The organism is Burkholderia sp. BCC1998 (genome assembly GCF_905339875.1).
Classification (GTDB): domain Bacteria; phylum Pseudomonadota; class Gammaproteobacteria; order Burkholderiales; family Burkholderiaceae; genus Burkholderia.
Window position 1 is genome coordinate 1 of the sequence record NZ_CAJPHE010000028.1, and the last position, 11,273, is coordinate 11,273.

12 protein-coding genes and 1 tRNA gene are annotated in these 11,273 nt (G+C 66.1%); 9 read left to right on the plus strand and 4 right to left on the minus strand.

Annotated elements, in window-relative coordinates; genetic code table 11:
• The first annotated feature begins 201 nt into the window (after nucleotides 1-201).
• Both U5A56_RS32380 and U5A56_RS32385 read left to right on the plus strand, forming a co-directional pair.
• Nucleotides 202-978 (plus strand): SDR family oxidoreductase, encoded by a 777-nt coding sequence (locus tag U5A56_RS32380; protein WP_044846058.1) that lies wholly within the window; start codon nucleotides 202-204, stop codon nucleotides 976-978.
• Between the two features lie 32 nt (nucleotides 979-1,010).
• Nucleotides 1,011-1,442, plus strand: a complete 432-nt coding sequence (locus tag U5A56_RS32385; RefSeq protein WP_044846057.1) for an acyl-CoA thioesterase — start codon at nucleotides 1,011-1,013, stop codon at nucleotides 1,440-1,442.
• A gap of 99 nt (nucleotides 1,443-1,541) precedes the next feature.
• On the opposite strand, the gene U5A56_RS32390 is transcribed toward U5A56_RS32385, so the two are convergent.
• On the minus strand, nucleotides 1,542-2,087 hold the full coding sequence (locus U5A56_RS32390; protein ID WP_044846056.1) for a LuxR C-terminal-related transcriptional regulator: 546 nt from the start codon (nucleotides 2,085-2,087) through the stop codon (nucleotides 1,542-1,544).
• A gap of 223 nt (nucleotides 2,088-2,310) precedes the next feature.
• Between U5A56_RS32390 and U5A56_RS32395 the strand changes: the two genes are divergently transcribed.
• Together U5A56_RS32395 and U5A56_RS32400 are read left to right on the plus strand one after the other, a co-directional pair.
• The gene (locus U5A56_RS32395; protein ID WP_044846055.1) at nucleotides 2,311-3,015 is read left to right on the plus strand and encodes a CoA transferase subunit A; all 705 of its coding nucleotides are present in this window, start codon (nucleotides 2,311-2,313) and stop codon (nucleotides 3,013-3,015) included.
• 1 nt (nucleotide 3,016) lies between these two features.
• Nucleotides 3,017-3,658 (plus strand): CoA transferase subunit B, encoded by a 642-nt coding sequence (locus tag U5A56_RS32400; protein WP_124488883.1) that lies wholly within the window; start codon nucleotides 3,017-3,019, stop codon nucleotides 3,656-3,658.
• Between the two features lie 103 nt (nucleotides 3,659-3,761).
• Here the strand turns inward: U5A56_RS32400 and U5A56_RS32405 are convergent, their stop codons facing one another.
• Genes U5A56_RS32405 through U5A56_RS32415 form a run of 3 tightly spaced genes read right to left on the minus strand, consistent with a single transcriptional unit; the run spans nucleotide 3,762 to nucleotide 6,101 of the window.
• Entirely contained in the window at nucleotides 3,762-4,475 is a 714-nt protein-coding gene (locus tag U5A56_RS32405; protein WP_321926612.1) for an SDR family oxidoreductase, read from the minus strand.
• A gap of 46 nt (nucleotides 4,476-4,521) precedes the next feature.
• Nucleotides 4,522-5,535 carry a polysaccharide deacetylase family protein gene (locus U5A56_RS32410; RefSeq protein WP_321926614.1) on the minus strand — a complete coding sequence of 338 codons (1,014 nt, stop codon included), beginning with the start codon at nucleotides 5,533-5,535 and terminating at the stop codon, nucleotides 4,522-4,524.
• 11 nt (nucleotides 5,536-5,546) lie between these two features.
• Complete coding sequence (locus tag U5A56_RS32415; protein WP_321926616.1) at nucleotides 5,547-6,101, minus strand: ester cyclase; 555 nt, start codon at nucleotides 6,099-6,101, stop codon at nucleotides 5,547-5,549.
• 138 nt (nucleotides 6,102-6,239) lie between these two features.
• On the opposite strand from U5A56_RS32415, the gene U5A56_RS32420 reads away from it, so the two are divergent.
• The 5 genes from U5A56_RS32420 to U5A56_RS32440 all read left to right on the plus strand — a co-directional run bounded on the left by U5A56_RS32420 (nucleotide 6,240) and on the right by U5A56_RS32440 (nucleotide 11,056).
• On the plus strand, nucleotides 6,240-7,145 hold the full coding sequence (locus U5A56_RS32420) for a LysR family transcriptional regulator (RefSeq protein ID WP_124488887.1): 906 nt from the start codon (nucleotides 6,240-6,242) through the stop codon (nucleotides 7,143-7,145).
• 132 nt (nucleotides 7,146-7,277) lie between these two features.
• Nucleotides 7,278-8,174: an alpha/beta hydrolase gene (locus tag U5A56_RS32425; RefSeq protein WP_321926618.1), complete on the plus strand. Its 897-nt coding sequence runs from the start codon at nucleotides 7,278-7,280 to the stop codon at nucleotides 8,172-8,174.
• 81 nt (nucleotides 8,175-8,255) lie between these two features.
• Nucleotides 8,256-8,609, plus strand: a complete 354-nt coding sequence (locus tag U5A56_RS32430) for a RidA family protein (protein ID WP_006758848.1) — start codon at nucleotides 8,256-8,258, stop codon at nucleotides 8,607-8,609.
• Nucleotides 8,610-8,648: 39 nt separating this feature from the next.
• Nucleotides 8,649-10,883 (plus strand): RelA/SpoT family protein, encoded by a 2,235-nt coding sequence (locus U5A56_RS32435; RefSeq protein ID WP_044846048.1) that lies wholly within the window; start codon nucleotides 8,649-8,651, stop codon nucleotides 10,881-10,883.
• Between the two features lie 96 nt (nucleotides 10,884-10,979).
• Nucleotides 10,980-11,056: transfer RNA gene (locus U5A56_RS32440), tRNA-Val, on the plus strand.
• Nucleotides 11,057-11,273 lie beyond the last annotated feature (217 nt).

Consider the following 11,273-nt stretch of genomic DNA (forward strand, 5'->3'; position numbering starts at 1 on the left):
TCGATGAGGCTTGCGGGGGTCATTGGCGTTCCTCTAACCGTTAGAATGCTTTTATTCGGGAGCGTATTGTCTGCGAAACGAAACGCTTGCCGCAACAGCATGCGGATACATTAGCACGATCGTTCTATTTTATGTGCTAGGGTTATGCTGCGTGGGACAGGGCGCCCGCGGCGGCGAAACGACATCGAAAGGGGATGTGCAATGGGTCGATCGATCAATCTGGAAGGCAAGGTCGCGTTGGTCACGGGCGCATCGAGCGGCCTTGGGCAACGCTTTGCGCAGGTGCTGTCGCAGGCCGGCGCGAAGGTCGTGCTCGCGAGCCGCCGCGTCGAGCGCCTGAAGGAACTGCGCGCGGAGATCGAGGCGGCGGGCGGTGCCGCGCACGTGGTGTCGCTCGACGTCACCGACGTGCAGAGCATCAAGGCGGCCATCGCGCACGCGGAGACGGAAGCCGGCACGATCGACATCCTCGTGAACAATTCGGGCGTCTCGACGATGCAGAAGCTCGTCGACGTCACGCCGTCCGATTTCGAGTTCGTGTTCGACACCAATACGCGCGGCGCGTTTTTCGTCGCGCAGGAAGTCGCGAAGCGGATGATCATGCGCGCGAACGGCAACGGCAAACCGCCTTACCGGATCATCAACATCGCGTCGGTGGCGGGGCTGCGCGTGTTTCCGCAGATCGGGCTGTATGCGATGAGCAAGTCGGCGGTCGTGCAGATGACGCGCGCGATGGCGCTCGAATGGGGCCGCCACGGGATCAACGTCAACGCGATCTGCCCGGGCTATATCGATACCGAAATCAATCATTACCTGTGGGAAACCGAGCAGGGCCAGAAGCTGCAGTCGATGCTGCCGCGCCGGCGCGTCGGCAAGCCGCAGGATCTCGACGGGCTGTTGTTGCTGCTCGCGGCCGACGAGTCGCAGTTCATCAATGGCTCGATTATCTCCGCCGACGATGGCTTCGGCCTCGCCTGAGTGGATGACATTCAGCAACAAAGAAGACTGCAATGAGCGAATATTCCCCCGTATTTGAAATGTCGATGCCGATCCGCTGGGGCGACATGGATGCGTTCGGCCACGTGAACAACACGGTCTATTTCCGCTACATGGAACAGGCGCGGATCTCGTGGTTCGAGGAACTCGGCATCGCGGGCGGCAACGGCGAGGGGCAGGGGCCCGTGATCGTCACGGCGTCGATGGAGTTCCTGAAGCAACTGCACTATCCGGGCGACGTGATCGCGAAGATGTCGGCCGCGAAGCCGGGCCGCAGCAGCTTCGACACCGGTTTCGAGCTGACGCGCGCGGACGATCCGCAGCACGTCTATGCGCGCGGCAACGCGCGCTGCGTGTGGGTCGACTACGCGCTCGGCAAGTCGGTGCCGCTGCCGCAACTGCTGCGCGATACGATCGAGCGCGCGCTCGCGGCGCAGGTCGGCTGAGCGCGGCGGCGCCGAAGCCGGCGCCCGGTGTGTCGCCATTTCCCGATGATCTCCCGAATCGGCCGCTTCACGCGGCCGATTGCCATTCCGGCGCGCGTTTTACTGGCCGAGCAGGCGCTGCAGCAGCTCCGGCGTATTGTTCGTGCCGTACTTGCGCATCAGTCGCGCCCGATAGATGTCGACCGTGCGCGAACTGATGTCGAGCACGCGCCCGATCTGCTTGCTGGTCTTGCCGGTCGCGAGCTGCGCGGCGATCTCGCGTTCGCGCGGCGTCAGCTCGACGGCGACCCGGCGCGTCGCGCTCAAGTCCTCGAAGGTCCAGACGCCCGCCGCGAGCGGCGCGGTGCGGTCGAGCGCGCGGCCCGTCACGTGGCACCAGAACAGCTCGCCGTCGGCCCGTTTCATGATTCTGTCATCGGCGTAGGTGCCGTTCGCGATCATCACGCGCGAGATGCGCTCGCCGATGCGCTGGAATTCGTCCGGCGACGGATACAGCACCTCGTACGACTTGCCGATCAGATCGGCCCGCGCGCAGCGGAAGATCGCCGCGAGCGCGTCGTTGCAGTCCTCGATCACGCGGTCGCGCGACATCACGAGGCCGAGCGGCGCGAGGTGAAAGGCAGTCTGGTAATCGAGAGCGGGCATGGCGCGGGCAAGCGGAGGCAAATGCTTATGTATTTTTGCGTATTGTGCCGTATCGGCGTCACATCGTACCCTTTCAGGCATCTCGCGGCGGTGTGCCGCGATATAAAAACAGCGCGCCTCGACGCAGGTATCGCCGTGCATGCATAGAATGATGCGGCGGGCTTGCGGCCCAGTGGGCGCGTGAACCGGTTTTGCTGGTTTCCATAGAGGAAGGGACATACAGATGAACAAAGTCTATCCAAGCGCGGCCGCCGCGCTGGAAGGGATCGTCCGCGACGGACAGACCTTCGCGGTGGGTGGCTTCGGCCTGTGCGGGATTCCCGAGGCGCTGATCGCGGCGCTGCGCGATTCCGGCGTCAAGGGCATCACCTGCATCAGCAACAACGCAGGCGTCGACGGCTTCGGTCTCGGCCTGCTGCTGGAAACGCGCCAGATCCGGAAGATGATCTCGTCGTACGTCGGCGAGAACAAGGAGTTCGAGCGCCAGTACCTGGCCGGCGAACTCGAGCTCGAATTCACGCCGCAGGGCACGCTCGCCGAGAAGCTGCGCGCGGGCGGCGCCGGCATCCCCGCCTTTTTCACGAACACCGGCTACGGCACCGTGATCGCGGAAGGCAAGGAAACGCGCCAGTTCGGCGATCGCCACTACGTGCTCGAGCCGTCGCTGACGGCCGACGTCGCGCTGGTGAAGGCATGGAAGGCCGACAAGTCCGGCAACCTGATCTATCGCCGCACCGCGCGCAACTTCAACCCGATGTGCGCGATGGCGGGCAAGATCACCGTGGCGGAAGTCGAGGAGATCGTCGAGAACGGCGAACTCGATCCGGACCATGTCCACACGCCGGGGATCTTCGTGCAGCGCATCGTGCTGAACGCGACGCCCGAAAAACGCATCGAACAACGCGTCGTACGCGCGAAAGGAGACTGACATGGCCTGGAATCGTGACCAGATGGCCGCGCGCGCGGCGAAGGAACTGCAGGACGGCTTCTATGTGAACCTCGGCATCGGCCTGCCGACGCTCGTCGCGAACCACGTGCCGGAAGGCGTCGAAGTGTGGCTGCAGTCGGAGAACGGGCTGCTCGGCATCGGCCCGTCGCCGACCGAGGACGAGGTCGACGCCGACCTGATCAACGCCGGCAAGCAGACCGTCACGACGCTGCCGGGCTCGTCGATCTTCTCGTCGGCCGATTCGTTCGCGATGATTCGCGGCGGCCACATCAACCTCGCGATCCTCGGCGCGATGCAGGTCAGCAAGAAGGGCGACCTCGCGAACTGGATGATCCCGGGCAAGATGATCAAGGGGATGGGCGGCGCGATGGACCTCGTCGCGGGCGTGAAGCGCGTCGTCGTGCTGATGGAGCATGTCGCGAAGGGCGACCAGCACAAGATCCTCGACGAATGCAACCTGCCGCTGACGGGTGTCGGCGTGGTCGACCTGATCATCACCGATCTCGGCGTGATCGAAGTGACGCCGGCCGGCCTGAAGGTGCTCGAACTCGCCGACGGCGTAAGCGCGGAAGAGATCCAGGCGAAGACGGGCGCGCCGCTCGACGTGAGCGCGGTCGCGTAAGCGCCGGCCTTCCGGCTCGACGCTCGGCGCTCGACGCCCCGCGTTCCCCTGTGGAACGCGGGGCGTTTTGTCATGACCGCATACGTCTCCCGAATCGCGCTAATCACGCGATCGCGCCGCCGCCGTCGATCAGCACCGTCGAGCCGGTTGCATAAGGTGTTGTCGCCAGATACACGATCGCATTCGCGACGTCCTCCGGCTGGCCCACGCGGCGTGCCGGGAGGCGCTGCGCGGCGCCCGCGTACATCGCGTCGCGCGCATCGGGGGCGAGCTTGTCCCACAGCGGCGTCGCGATCAGGCCCGGTGATACGGTATTCACCCGCACGGGCGACAGCTCGAGCGCAAGGCCGCGGGCGAGCGCCTCGAGTGCCGCGTTGATGGCCCCCTGCAGTACCGACGACGCGTTCGGTCGCACGCTTAGGTAGCCCGACACGAACGTCAGCGAACCGCCGGGTGCGATATCGATCGAGCGTGCGACGCGGTATGCGCCCCAGAACTTGCTGTCCATCGCGGCCTGCGCGTCGGCAAGCGGCAGCGCGCGGATCGGGCCCGTCGCTGTCTTCGCGGCCGAAATCACGACGTGGTCGAACTGGCCGGCACGCGCGCAGAACGCATCGACGGCCGCCGTATCCGTGATGTCGAGCGCTTCGGTGCGTACTTGCGCGCCCGGCGCGGCATCTGCACCGACCCTGTCCGGGTTGCGCGATGCGATCGTCACGACAGCGCCGAGTCGTGCGAATGCGGTCGCGGCGGCGGCACCGATGCCGGAGCTGCCGCCGACGACGAGTACCTTCTTTCCGTGGAGTGAGTCGTTCATGGTGGTCCTTCCGAGGTGAGGGGGTGAGCAGGTGAGCGCAATCCGGTCAGATCGTTTCGGCTTCGCGCAACGTCGACGGGCTGCGCAGCGCAAAGCGGGCGATGTCGTCCTTGCGCATGAAGGCAACGCCCGGATGCGATCGAGCGTAGTGCAGGAATGCGTCCCAGGCGCGGACCATCTGCGGCGTGCCGCTGATCCGGTCGTGCGCGCTGATCGACATCAATCGCCGCCGCTGGCCGGCTTCCGCGTACAACTGGTCGAAATCGAGCTTGATCTGCTCGAGAAACATCGTCGGCGAGTAATTGCGGCCTTCGATCAGCAGGATGTCGTTGTTGCGCAACGTGTATGGAACGACCACGAAATCGCGGCCGTCGACGGTTTCGATGAAAGGCTCGTCGCGGCTGACGTCGTCGATGTGATACACGTAGCCGAGTTCCTGCAGCAGCGGCAGCGTGTGCGGTCCGCGCCGCAGCCAGTTGCAGTTGTAGCCGATCGGGCGCCGTCCCGTCGCCGCTTCGACCATGTCGCGGGCTTCGGTGATGAAGCGGCGCTCGTCGTCGCGGCTCATCGCGAATTGCGACCGCCAGGTCGGGCCGTGCGCGGCCGCTTCGTGGCCGCGCGACACGATCTCGCGTGCCAGTTCGGGATGCCGGCGCACGGCTTCCCCGATCATGTGCGACGTGACTTTCACGCCATGCCGGTCCCACAGGTCGAGAAGACGCGGGATCCCTTCACGGTAGCCATATGCGAACCACGTGGCCGACGCAAGGTCGACCGGGACCGACGGTGGAAATTCGACGGACGGGAACGGGCTGTCCGCGCCCTTGGACGGTTGTCCGCCGGCCTCGAACTGCATCGAGATCGAGATGACGAGCCGCGTGTTGTCCGGCCAGAACCCGCTGGCGTTGGTCCCGGCAGCATCCGATATCGGCGTGGCGGTTGCCGACCGGGAGGCGCCCGCGGCCATCGCGATGCCGGCGGCTGCCCCGGCGCCTGCTTGTGCAAGAAACTTGCGGCGCGCCGGACGCATCGCCGAAGAATCGTAGTCGCTGTCAGTCATCGTCCCCTCCGTCAGCCGACGAGCCCGAGCTGACGCATCAGCGTCAGGTTGTCCTCGATGTGCCAGTTTTCCGCTATCCGGCCTTGGTCGATGCGGTAGATGTCGGTCGCGATGAAGTCGACCGCCTGTCCGCTTCCGGTCGTTCCGTTGAACGTGCCGGTGAAATGGCCGCGAAAGTGCAGGTGCACGACGACACGGTCGCCCGCCACGATCATCTGTTCGATGTCGCAATGCAGGTCCGGGATGGCCGTGCGCATCGTCCTGGACGCCGCGAGTGGCCCCGCTACGCCTTGTTCACGGCCGGCCGGCAACGTCCGGTCGACGAAATCGGCTGCGAGTGCGGCGCGGGCGAGGGTCGCATCACCGGTATCCCAGAACGTGCCGTAGCGACGCGCGGCGAGGATCTGCGCGCGCGCCTGCGTAGCCGGCACGTCGGTCGCGACGGTCAGGCCGTGTGGGTCGAGAAGGTCGGCGGCGCGGGCCGCGACAGGCGACAGCGCGGCGACGCAGGCCGCTGCGGCGATGACGCGGGTAATCGGGCGCGCGATCGAAGGAAGGATCGACATGGTTTCGGATGTCCTGTGAATGGCGTCGCGGGACGACGCGGAACAGGTATGGTAGGTTTCCGTTCTGAACCCAAATACGGTCTAAAAGCGAATGGATTATTCGAAAAAAGGAAAGGTCGAGGCGAAGCGGGTGCCGCGATGCTGATCGACGATCTCCCGGCGCTCGATACCTTCGCGAGAATCGTGTCGGCCGGTAGCCTGTCCGCGGCGGCGCGCGAGCTGGACTTGTCGCTGTCCGTCGTCAGCAAGCGGCTCGCGCATCTCGAGTCGCAGCTCGGCGTGCGTCTGCTGCACCGGACGACGCGACAGCAGACGCTGACCGACGACGGTGCGCAGTTCCATGCGCAGGTGCTGCGCATCCTGGCCGAGGTCGATCGCGCCGAAACGCTGATGAGCGATCGTCGCGGCACGGTCAGCGGCGTGCTGCGCCTGACGGCGCCCGGCGAACTCGGCCGGCTGCGGATCGCGCCGCTCGTCGCCGCGTTTCAACGGCAACATCCGGAGTTGACCGTGCACCTGATGCTGACCGACGCGATCGTGGATCTGCTCGCGCAGGACATCGACGTTGCCGTGCGGATCGGCAGCCTCGCCGATTCGACGATGATCGCGCGCGAGCTGGCGCCGAATCATCGCGTGCTGTGCGCGTCGTCGAGCTATCTCGCCGTGCACGGGCTGCCGGCCCATCCCGCCGAGCTTCGCATGCACCGATGCATCGTGATGGGCGACCAGCCGCGTGCGGAGTGGCGGTTCGACGGCGTACAGGGCGCGGTTGCGGTCGAGGTGACGGCCGCGCTGCTGACGAACGACGGCGGTGCGGCTCGTACGTTGGCGCTGGAGGGCGCGGGCATCGCGCTGAAGTCGATCTGGGATGTCGGTGCCGACCTCGATGCGGGCCGGCTCGTCCGCGTGCTGCCGGCATTCGCCGCACCCGCGGCACCGCTTCATGCGGTCTATCCCGGCGGGCGTCACGTGCCGTTGCGCGTACGGGCATTCATCGACTTCCTGCGCGAGCAGTTGCGCGCCTCGTGGCGCCGCGGCGCGTGAGCCGGTGCGAACGATGCGCCGGATGACCGCAGGCGCGTGACGCCCCGCCGTTAAGAAGCGGTTTACAATCGTTTGCATCGGGCGGTGCAAGCGTTGCCCGCCGCACCGTCCACGTTCGACAGGATGCCAACGATGCCAACACCCTCAGCGAATCCTCCGGTTCCCCGTCAGCGACGCGTGCAGTGTGCGAGCGCCGCAGGCCTTCACCACGTCGCCTATACCGAATGGGGCGATCCCGCCAATCCGCGCGTGCTGGTCTGCGTGCACGGCCTGACCCGTTCGGGGCGCGACTTCGACCGGCTCGCCGCTGCGCTGTCCGATACGTATCGCGTCGTCTGCCCCGACGTCGTCGGGCGCGGGCGCTCCGACTGGCTCGCCGATCCGCGGCTTTATGCGATTCCGCAATACGTGGCCGACATGGTGACGCTGATCGCGCGGCTCGACGTCGAGTCGGTCGACTGGTTCGGCACGTCGATGGGCGGGCTGATCGGCATGGCGCTCGCGGGGCTGCCCGGTTCGCCGCTGCGCCGGATGATCGTCAACGACGTCGGCCCGCGCATCGAGCCCGATTCGCTGACGCGCATCGGCGAATACCTCGGCGTGCAGCCGCGCTTCGCGACGGAGCAGGAGGGCATCGACTATCTGACGTCGCTGTCGCTGCCGTTCGGCGCGTTGAGCGGCGACGAGTGGCGCGAGATCAACGGGCCGTTGCTGCGCGAGCTGCCCGACGGCGCCTGGACGATGCGCTACGATCCGCGCATCGCGGAGCCGTTCAAGGCGACGACGCCCGAACTGGCCGCGCTCGGCGAGGCCGCGCTGTGGCGAGCGATCGAGACCACCGACGCGTCGCTGCTGGTCGTGCGCGGCGAGCATTCCGACCTGCTGTCGCGCGATACGGCGGCCGAGATGGTGCGGCGCGGCCGGCACGTGACGCAAGCCGAGATCCAGGACGCGGGCCATGCGCCGGCGTTCATCAGCGCCGATCAGATTGCGCTCGCCCGCCGGTTTTTCGTCGAAGGCGGCGCATAAACGCGTCATAATATGCGGTTCGGCGGCACGCGGGCCGTGTCGTCGCCGATTCTTCACCCACTCACACGACCGGAACATTCCATGGCAGTCATTCGTCACCACGTCGGGGCCCGTCTCTCCGAAACCGCGATCCACAACGGTACCGTGTATCTGGCCGGCCAGATTGCCGAAGACACCACCCAGGACATCAAGGGCCAGACGCGCGAAGTGCTCGGCCACATCGACCGCCTGCTCGCCGAAGCGAACAGCGACAAGGCGCATCTGCTGTCGGTGCAGATCTACATTTCGGATCTCGCGAACTTCGAAGGCATGAATGCGGAGTGGGACGCGTGGGTCGCGCCCGGCAATACGCCGCCGCGCGCGACCGTCGAGGCGAAGCTCGCGGATCCGGCGCTGCTCGTCGAGATCGTCGTCGTCGCCGCGCAGCGGAGCTGAGCGAAGCATCACGATGACCGCAATACGCCAGGCCGTGCAATGACCGAGTCCGTTTCCGCTTCTTCCGTCGCGGCGCCGTCGTTCGACGACGTGCTCGCGTTCGTGCGCGAGCGGGCCGGCGACGCGCGCCTGTCGACGGGCGAATTGCTCGCCGATCATTCGGCGGGCACGGCGTCGATCATGCGCACGCTGAACGTCGACCCGCACGCGATGCAGGCGGCTGCGCTGTTCGTGCTGACGCCGCACCTGAACGACCCGGAGCGGGAGTTGACCGAACGCTTCGGCGAAGAGGTTGCGCGGCTCGTATCCGACGTGCGCAAGCTGCTGCGGCTCGGCACCGTGAGCCTGCGCGCCGCGCAGAACGCGATGCCCGACGCCGGGCGCGACGCCGCGGAAGAGCGGCGCACGCAGATCGAGGCGCTGCGCAAGATGCTGCTCGCGTTCGCGCAGGACATCCGCGTGGTGCTGATCCGGCTGGCGTCGCGGCTGCAGTCGCTGCGCTACTACGCGGCGGCGAAGATCGACCCGCCGCCCGACGTCGCGCGCGAGACGCTCGAGATCTATGCGCCGCTCGCGAACCGTCTCGGTATCTGGCAACTGAAGTGGGAGCTCGAGGACCTCGCGTTCCGCTTCGAGGATCCGGTCACCTACAAGCGCATCGCCAAGCTGCTCGACGAAAAGCGCATCGAACGCGAGGCGTACGTCGCGCAGGCGATCGAGCGGCTGCAGCACGAACTGGCGGAAGCGCACATCCCGGCCGACGTGAGCGGTCGGCCGAAGCACATCTACAGCATCTGGCGCAAGATGCGCGGCAAGGAGCTCGACTTCTCCGAGCTGTACGACGTGCGCGCATTTCGCGTGATCGTGCCGGACATCAAGGATTGCTACGCGGTGCTCGGTATCGTGCATCACCTGTGGCAGCCGGTGCCGAAGGAATTCGACGACTACATCTCGCGCCCCAAGCCGAACGGCTACAAGTCGCTGCATACGGTCGTGATCGGCGACGACGGCCGCGCATTCGAAGTACAGATCCGCACGCAGGAAATGCACCGCTTCGCGGAGTACGGCGTCGCCGCGCACTGGCGCTACAAGGAAGCGGGCGCGCGCGGCTATGGCGGCCAGTTCTCGGCGAGCGACAAGTACGACGAGAAGATCGCGTGGCTGCGCCAGCTGCTCGCATGGAAGGACGACGTCGAGGACGGCACCGAAGTCTCGGGCGACAAGGCGTGGGCGCAGCTGCGCGAGACGTCGCTCGACGACGACCATATCTACGTGCTGACGCCGCAGGCGCGCGTGATCGCGCTGCCGCAGGGCGCGACGCCGGTCGATTTCGCGTATCACCTGCACAGCGAGCTTGGCCATCGCTGCCGCGGCGCGCGCGTCGACGGCGTGATGGTGCCGCTGAACACGTCGCTCGCGAACGGCCAGACGGTCGAGATCGTCGCGGTGAAGGAGGGCGGGCCGTCGCGCGACTGGCTGAACCTGCAGCTCGGCTACCTGAAGAGCCCGCGCGCGCGACAGAAGGTGCGTGCGTGGTTCAATTCGATCGAGCAGGAAGAAAACATCGCGCATGGTCGCGCGCTCGTCGAAAAGACGCTGCAGCGCGAAGGCAAGACGTCGGTCAACCTCGACAATCTGGCCGCGAAGCTCGGCTTCAAGTCGCCCGATGAGTTGTTCTCGGTCGTCGGCAAGGAGGAATTCAGCCTGCGCAACGTCGAGCACGCGCTGTCCGATGCGCCGCCGCCCGACCATGCGCCCGAGGCGCCCGCCGATTTCGAGAAGCGCAGCAGCGGGGCGAGCGTCGCGCACGGCGCGTCGACCGGCGTGCTGGTGGTCGGTGTCGATGCGTTGCTGACGCAGCTTGCGCGCTGCTGCCGTCCGGCGCCGCCCGACCCGATCAGTGGTTTCGTGACGCGCGGCAAGGGGATGTCGATCCACCGCAGCGACTGCCCGACGTTCCGGCGGATGGCCGAGCGGGCGCCGGAGCGCGTACTGCAGACGACCTGGTCGGCCGACGTGCTGGGCGGCCGTGGCGTGTCCGTCTATCCGGTCGACCTGATGATCGAGGCGAGCGACAGGCAAGGCTTGCTGCGCGATATCTCCGAAGTGTTCGCGCGCGAGAAGATGAACGTGGTGGGCGTGAAGACGCAGAGCCGCCGCAATGCGGCATTCATGCAGTTCACGGTCGAGGTGTCGAATTCCGCGCAGGTGCAGCGGGCGTGCACGCTGCTCGGCGAAGTGCCGGGCGTCGTGCGGGCGGGGCGCAAGGCTTGATGTCCCTGTAATGGGGTTGGAGCCCGATCATTTTGCTGCGGCCGCATAAAAACGCTTGCCAAGTCTGCGTTAGCTCCATATAATCTTAGCTTCTCTAGGCTCGTAGCTCAGCTGGTTAGAGCACCACCTTGACATGGTGGGGGTCGTTGGTTCGAGTCCAATCGAGCCTACCAACGAATTGAGAATGCCCGGTTTTTTCGGGTGTTCGATGCAGTAAATAACTCAACGCGAACAAGGCGAATACGGTTATGACACCGCGAACGTTGACCGAAACCTTTTCGGAGCGACGCTAGTCGAGGAACGTTTTCGCCCTTTCAGTTTGAGTGAAGTATCGAATGCGGCCCCTCGAAAGCGGGGCCGCATTTTTTTTGTCGCGAAATTTTCGCGCGT